11 protein-coding genes are annotated in these 15,865 nt (G+C 73.7%); 4 read left to right on the forward strand and 7 right to left on the reverse strand.

Going from position 1 to position 15,865, the window contains the following annotated elements; genetic code table 11:
* Positions 1-65: 65 nt before the first annotated feature.
* A complete protein-coding gene (locus tag AC1WTP_RS26510; RefSeq protein ID WP_481651987.1) occupies positions 66-881 on the reverse strand; it encodes an MFS transporter in 816 nt (271 codons plus the stop codon).
* A gap of 252 nt (positions 882-1,133) precedes the next feature.
* Between AC1WTP_RS26510 and AC1WTP_RS26515 the strand changes: the two genes are divergently transcribed.
* Positions 1,134-2,483 carry a CBM96 family carbohydrate-binding protein gene (locus AC1WTP_RS26515; RefSeq protein ID WP_481651988.1) on the forward strand — a complete coding sequence of 450 codons (1,350 nt, stop codon included), beginning with the start codon at positions 1,134-1,136 and terminating at the stop codon, positions 2,481-2,483.
* A gap of 111 nt (positions 2,484-2,594) precedes the next feature.
* On the opposite strand, the gene AC1WTP_RS26520 is transcribed toward AC1WTP_RS26515, so the two are convergent.
* On the reverse strand, positions 2,595-2,981 hold the full coding sequence (locus AC1WTP_RS26520) for a hypothetical protein (RefSeq protein ID WP_481651989.1): 387 nt from the start codon (positions 2,979-2,981) through the stop codon (positions 2,595-2,597).
* Between the two features lie 387 nt (positions 2,982-3,368).
* Positions 3,369-4,046, reverse strand: a complete 678-nt coding sequence (locus AC1WTP_RS26525) for a TetR/AcrR family transcriptional regulator (RefSeq protein ID WP_481651990.1) — start codon at positions 4,044-4,046, stop codon at positions 3,369-3,371.
* Positions 4,047-4,110: 64 nt separating this feature from the next.
* Here AC1WTP_RS26525 and AC1WTP_RS26530 point away from each other — a divergent pair, with 64 nt between their 5' ends.
* Positions 4,111-4,923, forward strand: coding sequence for an alpha/beta fold hydrolase (locus tag AC1WTP_RS26530; protein WP_481651991.1), 813 nt, complete (start codon positions 4,111-4,113; stop codon positions 4,921-4,923).
* A gap of 69 nt (positions 4,924-4,992) precedes the next feature.
* On the opposite strand, the gene AC1WTP_RS26535 is transcribed toward AC1WTP_RS26530, so the two are convergent.
* The 4 genes from AC1WTP_RS26535 to AC1WTP_RS26550 form a co-directional block, all read right to left on the reverse strand.
* Positions 4,993-7,779: a M36 family metallopeptidase gene (locus AC1WTP_RS26535; protein ID WP_481651992.1), complete on the reverse strand. Its 2,787-nt coding sequence runs from the start codon at positions 7,777-7,779 to the stop codon at positions 4,993-4,995.
* Positions 7,780-8,226: 447 nt separating this feature from the next.
* Positions 8,227-10,110 (reverse strand): Xaa-Pro dipeptidyl-peptidase, encoded by a 1,884-nt coding sequence (locus AC1WTP_RS26540; protein ID WP_481651993.1) that lies wholly within the window; start codon positions 10,108-10,110, stop codon positions 8,227-8,229.
* A gap of 142 nt (positions 10,111-10,252) precedes the next feature.
* Positions 10,253-11,185, reverse strand: coding sequence for a hypothetical protein (locus tag AC1WTP_RS26545; protein WP_481651994.1), 933 nt, complete (start codon positions 11,183-11,185; stop codon positions 10,253-10,255).
* An 85-nt stretch (positions 11,186-11,270) separates the two neighbouring features.
* The gene (locus AC1WTP_RS26550) at positions 11,271-14,081 is read right to left on the reverse strand and encodes an ATP-binding protein (protein WP_481651995.1); all 2,811 of its coding nucleotides are present in this window, start codon (positions 14,079-14,081) and stop codon (positions 11,271-11,273) included.
* A 115-nt stretch (positions 14,082-14,196) separates the two neighbouring features.
* Here AC1WTP_RS26550 and AC1WTP_RS26555 point away from each other — a divergent pair, with 115 nt between their 5' ends.
* Both AC1WTP_RS26555 and AC1WTP_RS26560 read left to right on the forward strand, forming a co-directional pair.
* Complete coding sequence (locus AC1WTP_RS26555; RefSeq protein ID WP_481651996.1) at positions 14,197-15,252, forward strand: questin oxidase family protein; 1,056 nt, start codon at positions 14,197-14,199, stop codon at positions 15,250-15,252.
* Positions 15,253-15,270: 18 nt separating this feature from the next.
* On the forward strand, positions 15,271-15,834 hold the full coding sequence (locus AC1WTP_RS26560) for a dihydrofolate reductase family protein (protein WP_481651997.1): 564 nt from the start codon (positions 15,271-15,273) through the stop codon (positions 15,832-15,834).
* Positions 15,835-15,865 lie beyond the last annotated feature (31 nt).

A 15,865-nucleotide genomic window follows, 5' to 3' on the forward strand; every position in this document is an offset into this window, starting at 1 on the left:
TTGCGTCACAACATGATCCTGGATGCCCTCTCTTCATACCCAGACATCGACCCCTGACATCGGAACTACTCGTCTAGTCGCCGGGCCGGCCGGTCGCGCAACAGGCCGAGCGCCTCGCGGACGGCGACCTTCCCACCGCCGGCACCGCGCGACGCCGCGCCCGCCGGCCGCCCGCCGGACGGGCCCTCGCCGGACCGCCGCCCGCCGGACCGGCGCTCGCCGGACGGGCCCTCGCCGGACGGCGACTCGCGGACGAACAGGACGAGCACGATGACGCCCAGGGCCGCGATGCAGAAGCTGGCGACGAAGACCGCGTCGTAGGACTGGCCGACGGCCAGCAGGACCGCCATCGCCACCAGCGGACCGAGGAACGCGCCGACACCGTCCATCGCCCGGTGCACCCCGAACGCCCGGCCCAGTGACTCCGGCGGCGTCGACAGCGTGATGAGAGCGTCGCGCGGCGCGGTGCGCACGCCCTTGCCGAGCCGGTCGACCGCGATGACCGCGCCGATCGCGGGCACCGAGCGGCCGGCGAGCAGCAGGCCGAGCTTGGCGACCGCGGAGAGCGCGTAGCCGAGTCCGGCGACCAGTTTGCGCCGCCGGAACCGGTCGGCGACGAACCCGCCGACGATCCGCAGCAGCGCGGTGGCGCCGGTGTAGACGCCGTCGACGACCCCGAACGCCAGCGGGCTGAGGTGAAGCCCGAGCACCAGGTAGAGCGGCAGGACGGCGGTGACCATCTCGGCGGAGACGTCGGTGACCAGGCTGACCGTGCCGAGGGCGACGACGTTGCCGCTGACCAGGGTGAACCGGCGGCCCCGCCGGTCGGGCGTGGGTCCGGGCGGATCGGTCGCCGGTCGGGAGACGGTCGACAGGTACACAAGCGTCCCCTTCGGATCGCGGCTGACGGTCAGCCATCGTGCGTCCTGGCCGGACCCGCCACAACGGACCGCGCGTGCCGACTGGACGTGCGCGGGGTGAACATCTCGGCAACATCGAGGAGTTTGCCTACCAGGACGCGCTGTTCACCCGGGCGTAGCCGGCCGGTCCATCGACCTTCCTACATTCCATCCGCTCCCAACACACCCCCAGAGAAGGGCTCCTGGATGGGCATTCGACTCTCTCGTCCGCCGGTGACGATCGGGACGGTCGCGGTGCTGGTCGCCGCCACCGCCACCGTCGTCGGGACCGGCGCGACCTCGGCGGCCGCGGCGACCGCCACCTTCAAGCCGGTCGCCGACACCTACGTCCAGAGTGACGCCGCGTCCACCAACTACGGCACGTCGACGCAGGTCGTCGTCGACAACTCGCCGGTGCGGCGGATCTTCCTGCGCTTCGCCGTCAGCGGGGTCAGCGGCGCGGTCACCAGCGCCAAGCTGCGGCTGCGCGCGATCAGCGGCAACGCCGGCAGCAACGCCGGCGGCACGTTCCGGGCGATGTCCGACACGACCTGGTCGGAGACCGGCACGACCTGGAACAACCAGCCGGCCATCGACGGCGCGACGATGGGCTCGATCGGCGCGGTCAGCAGCGACGGCTGGTACGAGGTCGATGTCACCGCCCGGGTCACCGGCAACGGCACGTACAGCTTCGGTGCGACCTCCGCCAGCACCGACGGCGCGTACTACGACTCGCGGGAGAGCGGCGCCGACGCGCCGCAACTGGTGGTCACTACCGGAACCACGACGCCGCCGTCCGGCGACCCGGTCCTGGTCGGGGCCGGCGACATCGCCAACTCCGGCTCCGGCGACAGCGCCACCGCGGCGCTGCTGGACACCATCTCCGGCACGGTCTTCACCACCGGCGACAACGTCTACAGCAACGGCACCGCGTCCGAGTTCAGCAGCTACTACGCCCCCACCTGGGGCCGGCACAAGGCGCGCACCCGCCCGTCGCCGGGCAACCACGACTACAACACCTCGGGTGCCGCGCCGTACTACAGCTACTTCGGCGCGCAGGCCGGCCCGAGCGGCCGGGGCTACTACTCCTACGACCTCGGCAACTGGCACGTCGTGTCGCTGAACTCGAACATCAGCATGTCGGCCGGCTCGGCCCAGGAGCAGTGGCTGCGGGCGGACCTGGCGGCCAGCACGAAGCCGTGCACGCTGGCCTACTGGCACCACCCGCTCTTCACGTCCAGCTCCAACCACGCGCCGTCGACCTCGACGCGTCCGCTCTACCAGGCGCTCTACGACCACAACGCGGACGTCGTGGTCTGGGGTCACAACCACGTCTACGAGCGGTTCGCGCCGATGAACCCGGCCGGTGGCCACGACGCCGCCCGGGGCATGCGCAGCTTCGTCGCCGGGATGGGCGGCGCCAGCCACTACAGCTTCGGCACCATCCAGCCCAACAGCGAGGCGCGCAACAGCACGGCGTACGGCGTGCTGAAGTTCACCCTGCACGCCGACAGCTACGACTGGCAGTTCGTGCCGGTGGCCGGGCAGAGCTACACCGACAGCGGCACCGGCGCCTGCCACTGACCGGGTGACCCGGCCGCGTCACCGCTGGCCCAGCGGTGAGGTCTCCGGTGTCGGTGCGAGCCGCCGCCACCGGAGTCCCTCGCCGTGCCGCGACCCGTCGGGTCGGGCGACTCAGGCCACCCTGCCGTTGCCACGTCGGTTCTCCGACCGTACGCCGTAGCCGCGGCCCGGACCGAGCATCCGGTGCGCGGCCTCGAGCCCGGTCAGCGCCGCCCCGTAGGCGGCGACCTCGCGCTGGAAGTGCTCGACCTTCGAATACCAGAACTTGAGTTCCGGGTTCATGCTCTTCGAGTTGATGTAGTTGACGATGTCCTCGTCCGGGGTGATGCCCCGACGCGCGCAGCAACGGTCGAAGCGGGCCTTGGTCCGGTCGTACCGCTCGCTCATCGCCGCCAGGCTGGCCTCCGCCTCCAGCAGCTTGGCCTGGAGGTACACCACGTACTCGCGGGGGATCGAGGGGCTGGCGAGCGCCCGCCGGGTGGTGGTCAGCGCAGACATGACCATCACCGGACCCGATGGTCGGTGGGACCGTGCCGCCTGCGGAGCACTCCGGCCGGCGCCGACGGTCGACGAACGAATCCGCTGTGGAATGGCATGGTGGCCCTCCTTCATCCGCTGCTCTTCCGCACGTCGCACCGCCAGCGGTCAGGTCGGGGTCGATCCGCTGGAGCCAGCCGGGCGACGTTGCCGCCAGCCACTGCGACGCAGTGACATGCTTCTACCCGGATGGGCGGCGGAGTATGCCGGCCCGGGCCACGCGCGCATCGACGACCGTGTCGCGCAGGAACGGCGTGACCAGCGGCGAGATCGCGATCGGACCCGGTTCTCGCCCCGGGCGCGGGGCAGCGGCGCCCGTCCGCTTGGCCGCGGCCGACCAACGGCGGCTCAGGCGGGGTCGGTGGCGAGGAGGCCGCGCAGCAGGCTCCGCTGGGCGCGGTCGAAGAGGTCGGTGGCCGGGGCCTCGGCGGGCGGCTGGCTGAGGGCCGCCACCAGATGCGGGTACGGGGTGACGTCGACGCCGGCGAACGTGAATGCCTCACCGGCCGTCCGCTTCCGGGCGAACAGGATGGAGATCCCGTTCATCACGCCGATCGCCTCGAACTTGGCCATCGGCGTCGCCGGGACCGGCTCCATGATCCGGAAACAGGCGTCGAAGAACGCCAGGGCCTCCGGGCCGATGGCGGATGCCCGTTGGCTCAGCTCGGACAGCCAGGGGTGCCGCTCGTGCACGGCCCGCTGGGCGCGGGCCATCCGCAGCATCGCGTCCAGCCAGTCGCCGTCCGACTCCGGGTACGGCCGCAGCTCGGCGGCCACCCGGTCGGCCATCAGGTCGAGCAGGTCGTCCCGGGAGGACAGGTACCGGTAGAGCGAGGCGGCCCCGGTCTCCAGTCGGGTGGCGACCGCCCGCATCGACACCGCCGCCAGCCCGTCGGCGTCCGCGATCGCGATCGCCCCGACCACGATGTCGTCGCGGCTGTGCGCCGGCGAGGGCCCTCGGGTGCCCCGTTGCGGTCGCCAGAAGATCGACTCGCGCTGACCGCGACCGGGGGCTGCTCTGCTCACCGATCTACTGTAAACTGCAAACACCGTTCGCAGTTTCTGGGTCGACCCGGGAAGGCGGAACCTGATGGAACGCATCCTCGCGCCGGACGGCGAGAAGCTCGTCCTGCACTCCACCGGCACCGGCCCGGACGTCGTGGTCGTCCACGGAGGCGGGGTCACCATCGAGCCCTACCGCCGGCTGGCGGCGGCGCTCGCCGACCGCTGCACCGTGCACCTCTACAACCGCCGGGGCCGGGCCGACGCCCCGGCCCGCCGCGAGCCCTACACGGTGGCGCAGGAGATCGAGGACCTGGGCGCGGTCCTCGCGCACACCGGCGCCCGCGCCGTCCTCGGGCACAGCTCCGGCGGGTTCATCGCGCTTCGCGCGGCCTTCACGCTGCCGATCGCGCGGCTCGCCCTCTACGACCCGGCGGTGTCCGTCGACGGCATCATGTCCGGCGCCTTCGTCCCGGCGGCGCGGGCGGCCCTCGCGGCCGGCGACACCGCACGCGCGCTGGCCATCGTCGGCGCCGCCGGCAACCCGCAGCTGCCGGCGTCCCGGCTGCCGCTCGGCGTGCAGACCGCGATCTGCCGGCTGCTCCTGCGCACCCCCATCGGCCGCCAGATGGGCGAGCTGCTCGGCATCACCCTCGACGAGACCGATCTCGTCGCCGCCCACGACGGCCCGCCCGACCAGTACGCGGGTGTCACCGCCGACGTGCTGTTCGCCTACGGGCAGGCCGGGCCACCGCACTACCCGAGGATCGCGGCGGCCCTGGCACCGGTCATGCCGCGGATGCGCGTGCTGCCGGTGCCACGCTCCGGCCACGACGGCGTCAACCGGGCCCCGGCCCGGCTCGTCGACCCCCTCGCCGAGTTCCTGGCTCCGGCGGTCTGACGCCGCACCGGCCGGAGGGAGCATCCCCTGTTCGGGACACCCCTCCGGCCGGTGCCGGAGCGTCACCGGTCAGCTGGTGAACGCGAAGTACGCGCGGTACTGGAATCCGGTGTCGAGGGTGAGGACGAATTCGCGGCAGGTGCCGGCCCAGGCCGGGTCGGTCTTCCACGGGTAGTTGTACTGGCCGTTGGCGTTGACCGACATCGCCGATCCGCCGGGGTTGGCGGCGGCGACCGGGATGGGCCGCGGGGTGACGGCGCCGTCCGGGCCGACGGTCGCCAGGGTGTCGCAGTCGACCAGCCGGGAGTAGGGCGAGCCGCTGGCGAGGATGTCCAGGCCCCGGTTGGTGGCGAGCGCGAACCTCATCGGCACGGCGTCGCCGGCGCTGACGGTGTTGAGGGCGGGCTGTCCGGCCAGGCCGGTGAAGTCACCGCGGCAGGACGGGTGGGTGTCGAACGCCTCGGTGTTGTCGTTGCGACCGGTGGTGCCCTGGACGGCGCTGTGACCGAGGCCGCGGCGGGCGAAGGAGGCCCAGATGGTGCAGGTGTTCGCCCCGCCGGTGAGAACGGCGTCGGCGGCGATGATGGCGTCCCGACCGGTGACGAAACCGGGGCGGCAGCCCTGCATCTTGAGGCCGTCGACGACCAGTTGGAGGGCGAGGTTGTTGCCGCCGGTGCGCCACGACTCGTAGACGTTCGGGTTGAACCCGTGCCGGTCGACGAGGTCCCAGGTCAGGTCCCACAGCATCGCCGCCCAGCCGTGGCCGATGCCGTGCGGGGCGGTCAGGGAGGTCCCCTCCAACCAGCCGCCGGTCTTGATGCTGTCGTAGGTGAACGGCTGGATCTCCATGTTCCGCGAGTACGGCCGCGGCCGGATCCCGCCGCCCACCCGGCTGTCCTGGAAAAGCGCGTACTGCCCGTAACCGCGAGCGCCCTCCGGGTCGTCGATCGCGGGGTTGAGCAGCGAGGTGATCGCGAGGAAGTCGCTCCAGCCCTCCCCCATCTGCTCCTCGCCGGTGAGGCAGTTGACCGTCGGGCCACCGGTCAGCCGGTTGGAGACGCCGTGGCCGTACTCGTGGAAGATCGTCTCGGAGCGGAACGAGGCGTCCCGCATCGCCGGCCGGTCCAGGTTGCGGTGCACCCGGCCGGCGGCGGGCAGTCCCGCCCTGATGCGGTTGCCGTCGGCCTGGCTCACCATCACCGCGGGGATGCCGACCGCCGGGCTCATGGAGCCGCTCATCACCACCGGGGCGCCCGCGACGCTGTTGACGACCACCACCGCTACGGCGCCCGCCGCCTCGGCGTTGACCACCTGCGTGTGGTAGCTGCAACCGTTGCTGCGGTCGACCACGGCGATCGCCCCGCCGGGCAGGCTGTAGGCCGTGCAGCCGTCGCCGGTCGCCCCGACTCCGTCGTCGACCGCCACCACCTCGCCGGCGAAGCCGGCGCTGGTGGGCGCGGGGGTGAACCGGGCGTACTCCGCCTCGTAGGTGCCGGCGGCGGTCCCGGCGCCGATGGTCACGGCGTTCGGCAGGCCGAACTGGTTGCCCGGCCAGAGGAACATCTGCATCCGCGGGCGACCGCCGTCCAGCGCCGGCGTCGAGAAGTTGGCGTTGTTCTGGCCGGAGCCGTCGTGCGCCTCGCACTGCGCGTCGTCGCCGCCGGCGCCACCCCGCCCGTAGTTGTTGACCTGGAAGTTCCCGGACGCCTCGTCGAAGCCGTACCGGTAGGTCAGGTCGTGGACCATGTTGCACCAGTAGAACTGGTTGACCACCGCGGCCGGGGCGTAGGTCTGCGGGTGCTCGTTCAGGTCGGCCGGGACGTTGAAGGTGAGACCGGCTCCGCCCTCGGTCGCGCTGCCCGGGTCGACCTGGTTGTTGGCGTCCTTGTCCGTGTAGGCGTGCGCGTTGTTGCCCCGGGTGGTGCTGTGCTCGGCGCCCGGCGTGCCGTCGGTGTCGTGCCAGCCGTACGGCGAGGCGGTCCCGTCCGCCGGATTGGTCACCAGGCTCTGCGGCCCGTCGTTCGGGTCGCCCTTGGGGAACTCGAAGACGCGGTAGCTCGACCCGTCGTCGACCGGGTCCGGCGGGGTCACCCTCGGGGTCGGGACGTTCGCGGCGGTCACGGTCGGGGCCGCCTGCTCCCGGCGGCCCAGCGTGCTGGCCAGGTCGGTCGGGCTGTCCTGGTGGGTCCAGTCGTCGGCGCCCAGCAGTTCGCCGGTCTCGGCGTCGACGGTGGCGTTCCACAGGTGCACGTCGGCGGAGTCGTCGATCACCAACTGCCAGGCCAGGCGCAGCCCGTCGGCGGTCGGCTGCCAGCCCAGCTTCGCCGGGATGGGCTGGTCGGAGATGCCGCTGCCGGAGACGACGGTGCGCTGGGCCGGGCCGCCACTGCGGCTCATCACCCGCGGGTTGGTCGGGTCAGCCAGGTCGAGGCCGTCGGCCGCCGCCGCCACCGCCTCGACCGGATCCAGGGACGCGGTGCCGGAGGCCGCGTCGGAGAGGCCGGACACCAGGGTGTCGCCGACGAAGACGACACTGCCGTCGCGGGCGATGGTGACGGTGGCGGTGGCGCCGAAGACCTCCAGGCTCCGGTGGCGCTGCGCCAGGTTGACATGGGTCACTCCGTTGTGCCGGCTGCGGTAGCTGGAGGCCACCGCCAGGTCGGTGAGGTCCGCGTCGCGGACGCCGTACTCGGCCGGATGAGCCCGCAGGTAGCTGACGGCGATGTCGTCGGGCGCGCCGTCGTTGGGGCCGGTGAGGAAGAGCCGGTTCGCCGGGCCGGCCCCGTCCGGGGCGGCACCGGCGGGTGTCGCGGTGAACGGTGTCAGGGCCGCGACGAGGGTCGTGGACAGCAGCAAGGCGGCGTTTCGTCGGCCACGGGCTGGACGGGAGGATAGGGGCACCGCTGCTCCTTCGGGGGACGGGAAAGACAGCATGGAGCGCCGGCTCACGACCGCCGCAGCGGTCCGCCGCGCTCGTGCGCGGCGCCCGCCCGCCCGGCCGTCACGTGCGGTAGTCGGGCGGATGCGAGGTGAATCGCACCGACGCTACGGTGCGGCTCGCGGCCGATCATCCGACGAGTGGCGAAACATTCCCGGCGGCAGGTCCTACGCCTGTCGCGGGACCACCGCGGTCGTGCCGGGCCGGCGCGCTGCCGTGCGGTCGCGCAGGGGATGGCCGGCGGCGCAGAGCTGGACGTCGATGACCGGTAGGTGGGGCGGCCCGACGCGTCGGGCCGCCCCACCTACCGATCGGCGCACTTCCCGGAGTCAGCCGGAGCCACCGGTCAGCGTCACCGGGACGGCTCAGAACCCGAGGACGGCCCTCCCCCCGACCACCGGCAGCCGCAACTCGCTGTGGTTCGGCGCGACCCGCAGCTCGGTGCCGCCGAGCGGCAGCAGGGTGTACTCCTGGTCGCTGGAGAAGACGACCACGCCGATCCGGTGCCCCGCCGGGAAGACGTAGTCCTTCGGTTCCAGGGTCCACCGGTAGTCGTACAGCTTGCCCTGCTGCACCGGCTCGGTGCGGGACGGGCCCTTGCGGTTCTGCGGGTCCATCCAGCCCCGGGTCACCACCCTCGGCGCGGCGGTCGATCCGGTGGGTCCGTAGTCGACCAGGTACACGGTGAGGTTCGCGTCCGGCTTGTTGTCGATCGCCATCCGCAGTCGCATCTCCGGGCGCCCGGAGATCCGGACGGCCTGGGCCAGCACCGGGGACCGGTAGGCGAGCCGGTTCGGGCTCGCCGCGTCCGGGTCGGCCACCAGGGTGTCCGGGTGGATGGTCCGGCCCTGGTCGACGAAGCCCTGCTCGACCTTGACCCCCGGCCGCTTCCCGGCGGTGAGCGTGCCGGGGTCGGTGGCGCTGGTCGCGGCGAGCTTCAGCGCGACCTCGCGGGCGCCCGGGTCGGGCCAGTTGGCATACGTGGTGTACACCCGGTCCTCCCGCTGCAGCACCGCGGTCGGCTCGTCCATGATCCCGTTGCGCACGTTCCACAACCAGTAGTCGAACCAGCGGTTCTCGGTCTGCTTGTAGGTCCACGTCCGGCCGTCGGGCAGGGTCACCGACGCGCTGCTGCCCGGGCCGCCGTGCCCACCCTGGTGCAGCCAGATCTTGCGCGGTACGTCACGCCGGGCCAACTCGTCCCACCAGCCGGCGAAGTGCTCGGTCTTCACGTTCCAGTCGTTGAGGCCGTGCACGACGAAGACGCTCGCCGCCACCTCGCGGGCGTCGAGGTGGTCGCGATCCCGCCAGAACGTCGAGTAGTCGCCGGTGACCCGGTCCTGCTCCTCGGTGAGCTCGGCGATCTCGTCGGCGCAGGGCCCCTCGGCGCGTGCCCGGCCGGCGGTGAACCGGGCCAGGACGTCGGTGTCCTCGCCCTGGAACGTCCCGGGGGCGACCACCAGACCGTTGGCCCGGTAGTAGTCGTACCAGCTGCTGATCGCGGCGACCGGCACGATGGTCCGGAGCCCCTCGACCCCGGTGGTGGCCACCTGGTTGGGCAGGGTTCCGTTGTAGGAGACGCCGGTCATGCCGACCGCGCCGGTGGTCCAGTCGGCGGTGACCGGGGCGCCGCTCGCGTCGTACCCCTCCGCCCGCCCGTTCAGCCAGTCGATGACCGCCTTGGTGCCGAGCGTCTCGGCCTGGTCGCCGCTGGTCGGGCAGCCGTCCGAGTCGCCCGTGCCGACGCTCTGGCCGAGCACCACCGCATACCCGCGCGGCACGTAGTAGTCGTCCAGCGAGCCGGGCAGGTTGGCCTTCGCCACCGCGCGCTGGACGCCCCTGTCGAGCGCCCGCAGTCCCGCGCGGTCGGTCACGCCGTTCTGTGGCAGCTCGTCCACCAGCACACTCGGGTACGGCACGTCGCCCCAGACGTTCTTCCGGTACGGGCTGTGCTCGAAGATGACCGGCACCTTGAAGCCCTGGGTCGCGGTCTCCCGGGGCCGGGAGATGTCGATCGCCACCCGGTCCCGGCGGCCGTCGTGGTCGGTGTCCACCGTGGTCCGTACGTACACCCGCTCCTCGATCGCGTCCGCGAGCGAGAACACCGGTTGGGTCATGCCGTCACTGACCACGATGCCCGGTGGCGTGCCGGCGGCGGGCTGGGCCGCCGCTGCCGCCGGAGCGGCGGCCAGGACCAGTGCGCCGGCCATGCCGACGCCGAGTAGTGCCAGATGCGGGGATCGACGCACGGGCGTCTCCCTTCGGTCGGGCTGGTGGCCGGGATCGGCCAGGGGGATCGCGAAGATCCATCCGCCCACATGCTAGGTCCGCCCGGCGCTCCCGTCGATCGCCGTCGATCGGGGCCGGACCTGCCGTCCACGGTGGTCGGCGCTACTGCTCGGGTGGGACGCCTTGCAGGCCGCCAGGACCGTCGCCCCGCGGGCCGGGTTCCCGGTTCGGCGCCGCGCGCACCAGCAGGGCGAGCGCGAGGATCAGCACCAGCGCCAGCAGCGGCGCCGCGACCAGGCCGGGCGGCAGGCCCCGGCCGACCGCCACCGCGGCCGCCGTCTCGATCCGGTAGCCCGGCTCCAGGAACGCGGGTTCGGCGTACGAGTGGAACTCGTGCAGGACAACGGGCCGGACCGGCCCCGCCGACGTCAGGTCGGCGGTGAGCAGGGCCGCGGTCAGCAGCGAGGCGCCCAGCACGGCCGGGACGCCGGAGCGCCACGTCCGGCCGGCGGCCACCAGGAGCACCGTCAGCCCGCCGGCGACCGTCACCACGGTCGGCAGCTGGGCGCCGAGCTCGACCAGTCGACGGGTCAGGCTCCCTCCGCCGATCCCGGTGAGCAGGATGACCGCCACCCCGGCGACGGCGGCCCGGGCGGCCCACCGTGGCCACCGCGCGTCGGTCCGCGGCCGGTCGGCCAGCGTCACGATGGTGCCGCCACAGATCAGCGGTATCCCCAGCAACGCGGACCAGTGCTGGGTGAGCTGCGCCGACAACGTTTCACCCAGCCAGGCGAGATCCTCACCGAGGGAGTACGGCCGCGCCGGGCTCAGCGGCGCGTAGAACGGCGTCAGGTACCTCGGCCCGCCCACGTCCCGGCTCGACAGCACGGCGTCGACCGCGAGCAGCCCGGTGCCAGCCGCCACCGCGAGACGGCCCCGCCCGGCGCGGAGCAGCACGATCACGGCAAGGCCGGCCAGGGCCACCGCGGTCGCCTGCCCGGCGAGGACCGGCGCGTCCGACAGCGCGCCGAGCACGTGCACCACCGCCCCGCCGGCGACCACCGCCCAGCAGACCGACCCCGGAGACAGCCGCACGGCGCACATCCAATCACGCCGGCCCGGTCGGCCCCGACCCCGAAGCCGGATCGTCAGGTGATCCGGTCGCCGCCGCCGGCTCCCGTCACGCGCCGAGGTCGTCGAGTTCGGCCCGGCCTTCGGCGGCCCGTTCGGGCAGGAGCAGCAGGGTGACGGCGCGCTCGAAGCGGGCGCCCACGCGCTCCCAGCCGCGCACGGCCGCGACGAGCGAGTCGCGGTCGCCGTGCCGCCGGCCCCGGGCGCGGTCCAGGCACGCGGCCGCCCAGTCGTTCTCGGCGCCCGCCGCGCCGGCCGCGGCGAGCCGGTCGTCCGCGTCGGGGAGGCCGGCGAGCACGGCGAGTTCGGCGGCGGCGGCCCGGGCGTACGTCTCGTGCCGGCCACGTGGGAAGTCGCCGAAGGCGTGCTCGACCAGCGCGGGGGCCCCGGTGAACTCGCCGTTGTGCGCGGCGACGCGAGCGTCGACGAAGACCGCGAAGGAGGCGTTGTTCTGCACCAGGGCCGGGTTGGTGGCACCCGTGGCCCGCACGGCGCGGGCCCGCCAGCGACGGTAGCCGTCGAGGTCGCGGCGCAGGCCGTGGGCGAGGGCGACGGCGGAGACGCCCGGTGACATCCACGCCGCGGTCGGGCACCCGGCCGCCTCCCAGCCGTGCCACATCGCGCGGGCGTGGTCGAGGGCCTCGTCCAGCCGGCCGAGCATCACCAGGGTCGGCACCAGCTTGCTGGTGGCTCGGTACGGGTGCGCGCCGAGCACCTCGTCGGCGAGGATCTTCTCGGCGGTGGCCAGTGCGGCCGGCAGGTCACCGGCGGCGAACGCGGAGAGCCAGGCGACGTGGAAGATGTCGAGGACCTCCGCGGCGTACCCGGGCCGGTGCCGGGGCATCAGCGCCAGCAGGTCGAGCCGTTGGCGGGCGATGTGGTGGGCCTCGCGCAGCCGACCGGTTCGGGCGGCCAGCGTGCCGGCCAGGTCGAGCCCACCGCTGATCAGCACCGGGTCGCCGGTGGACTCGGCCGCCCGTACCGCCCGTCCGGTCAGTGCCGGATCGGGCTCGGCCGGCGTCGGGCTGCCGCTCCAGGCCGCCGCGGCGGCCAGGTGGGCCGCCACCAGCGCGTCGCCGCCGTCCCCGGCCGCCGTCGCGTCCCGGATGAGTTGAGCTACCCGGTCGCGCGGCACCGGGTGGGTGAAGCCGGAGGGGAACCGGCGGGCCGTGACCACGGCACGAGCGAGCGCGATCGCCTCGCTGCGGCGGTCACCGGCTTCCCGGGCCCGCTCCGCGGCCTGCAGCAGCAGGTCGAACGCGCCGCTGGCGTGCCCGATGGTGTACACCGCGTCGGACGCGGTGAGCAGGTCGGCCGCCGCGGTCGCCGCCGGCGCGTGGTCGGCGGCGCGCCGGAAGTGGCTGATGGACTCGCGGAGGAACCGGCGGGCGTAGGTGAGCTCGCCCAGCGACCGGGCGAGCCGGTGCGCGACCGGGTCGGGGCCGGCCGGCGCGGCGGACAGCGCGGTGCGCAGGTCGTCGGCGACGACGTCGAACTCGTCGGCAAACGGGTCGTCGGCGAGGTCGATGCGGCCGGCCAGCGCGGCGGCGGTCCGCGCCGCCCACCGCAGGTGCCGGCGGCGTACGGCGGCCTGCTCACCGCTGTCGGCCAGCTTCGCCGCGGCGTAGGCGCGGATCGTCTCCAGCATCCGCCACCGGCTGGCCGGTCCCCGATGGCGGACGATGAGGCTCCGGTCGGCCAGTCGGCCGAGCACGTCGGCGACGGACGCGGCGGCGTCCGCCGAAGGGTGATCGCCGGACGTGACCGGGCCGCCGGCCCACACGTCGCCGGACGAAGCCGGGCCGCCGGCCCGCGCGTCGCCGGGCGCGGCGACGGCGACCGCGGCGACCAGGTCGAACCCGCCGCTGAAAACCGACAGGCGTCGGAACATGTCCTGCTCGCCGGGGTGCAGCAGGTCGTGGCTCCAGTCCACCACCGCGCGCAGCGAGTGGTGCCGCTGGTCGTGGCCCCGGCCACCGTCGAGCACCCGGAGGGAGTCGCTCAGCGCGGCGCGCAGGGTGTCGATCCCCAGGGACGCGGTGCGCGCGGCGGCGAGTTCGATGGCCAGCGGGATGCCGTCGAGCCGGGCGCAGATGTCGGCGACGGCCGCCGGTTCGCCGACCAGTCCCGGGTCGACGGCGGCCGCCCGGTCCTGGAAGAGGCGCTCGGCGTCGGACGCCAGGGGAAGCGGCCCGACCGCCACCGTCCGCTCGCCGGGCAGGCCGAGCCGTTGCCGGCTGGTCGCCAGCACGGTCACCTCGGGGCACGCGGCCAGCACCCGGTCGACGAACTGCGCCACCGCGTCGACGAGGTGCTCGCAGTTGTCCAGCACGAGCAGCGCCCGCCGGTGGCCCAGGTCGTCGACGATGGCGTCCATCAGGGGCTGCTGGGGCCCTTCGCGGATCCCCAGCCGGGTCGCCACGGCCTGGGCGACGAAGCCGGCCTGGACGGCCACCAGATCGACGAAACCGCCGTACCCGGGGTGGGCGGCGCGACTCACCTCGATCGCCAGCCGCGTCTTGCCCACGCCGCCGGGGCCCACCAGGGTCACCAGCCGGGCGGCGTCCAGCGCGGTGAGGACGGCGTCCCGCTCGTGCGCCCGGCCGATGAAGCTGGTCCTCGGGGCGGGCAGCCCGGGCAGGGTGGCCGGTGCCGGGCTTCGCGGGCGGGCGATGCGGGCCAGCGCCAGCCGGTCGGTGACGCCGAACTTCCGCAGCAGTGACGAGACGTGACTCTCCACGGTCCGTACCGAGATGAACAGCTTCGCGGCGATCTCGGCGTTCGTCAGCCGCTCGCCCAGCGCGGCCAGGACGTCCGCCTCCCGTCTGGAGATCGCCGGCGTGGTGTCGCTGCCCGTCATGTCGACCATCCTCGCCGAGCCCGGTCCGTGGTGGAATCCGTGCTCACCACGGATGTCCGATAGGGACGCCGCCTGCATGCTGGATCCCGGACCGACCAGGAGATGGAGGTGACCGATGCCCGGCGGAGTGCTCAGCGAGGCGTACGCACGGCTGCACCGGAGCGGGCCGGAGTGGGGCGAGGACCAGTTGACCAACCACGGCCCGATGGCGGTGGAGGTGATGATCCGGCGCGGTTACGCCGCACAGGTGGACCGCTGGGTGGACCGTTACCTGGACCGCCTCGACGACCTGCCGACCCCGACCGCCCCCATCGACGACCGGGGCTGGGCCGAGGCGCTCGGGGACGGCCGTCGGATCGGCGACTGGACCACGTACTTCAGGCGGCAGCTCGCGCAGGGCCCGTGGCGGGAGGTGCTGGCCACCTGGTGGCCCCGCCTGCTGCCCGGCGTCCTGGCGGGCACCACCCACGGCGTGATCCGGGTGGGACACGCGGCGCGGGCGCTGCTCGCCGGCGCGGACAACCCGGAGACGCTGGACGAACTGGCGCACGGTCTGGCCTTCTGGGCCGCCCGGTACCGGAGCCTCCCGCCGGCCGCCCACCCCGCGGGTCGCCTCGACCCCGGCGCGGCCCTGGACGCGATGCACCGGATTCCGGTACAACGCGGTCGGGTCGCCGAACGGCTCGGGCAGCTCGCGGCGCTGTCCGGGTGGCCCGACGCGGTGGCGGCCCTGCGGCCGGCGGCTGAACCGGAGCAGGCCCGCGCCCGGTTGGCCGACCTGGTCACCGCCGCCACCGTCCGGTACCTCGCGCACGGTCACGCCAGCCCCGTGCTGCTGGTCCACACCGCGACCGCGCCCAACGCGGTGCTGCACACGCTACCCGCGCTGCCGCGCGAGCTGTGGGTGCCGAGCGCAACCACGATGTGGACCACCACAGCGGCCATCACCGCCGCCTACGCGCCGCCGGCCGGGCCGCCGGCGCCCCCGGTCACCGACGTGCCGGAGGGGCCGGGCGCGGCGGCCGAGGTCGTCGACCGCGCGGTCCGCCACGGCGACGAGCACGTCATCAAGTTCACCGACACCGCCGCCGAGGTCTACACCCGCACCGGCAACCGGGCCGCGCTCGCCGCGGCCGTCCACGTCACCACCCTCATCGACCCCGTCAACTGACCCAGAGAGAGGCACCCCGTGCGCAAGTTCAAGCTGCAGGTCCAGACCACCGTCGACGGTTACCTGGCCGGTCCGAACGGCGAGATGGACTGGATGACGTTCCCGTGGACCGAGGACATCAGCGCCTACATCGACGCGCTGAGCAAGCCGGTCGACACCATCGTGCTGGGTCGCCGGCTCGCCGAGGGCTTCATCCCGGCCTGGGCAGCCGGCCCGCCCGGCGAGACCCGGGAGTCCATCGACTGGATGAACAACACGCCCAAGGTCGTGATCTCCGACAGCCTCGCGGAGTCGCCCTGGGAGAACGCCGTCGTCGCCGGCGGCGACCTCACCGAGACGATCAACGAACTCAAGGCCCGGCCGGGCGGGGACATCATCACCTACGGAGGCGCCACGCTCGCCTCCGACCTGATCGCCAAGGGGCTGCTCGACGAACTGCACCTGTTCGTCAACCCGACCGCGATCGGCGCCGGCCTGTCCGTGTTCCCCACCGACGGCGCGTACCAGCGGCTGCGCCTCGTCACCGCGCGGCAGTTCGAATGCGGAATCACCGCGCTGCACTTCGCACCGAAGCAGTCGTGACACCGCGCGTCGCCCGGTGAGGTGGCAACGG

The sequence above is a fragment of the Micromonospora sp. R311 genome, assembly GCF_056780015.1.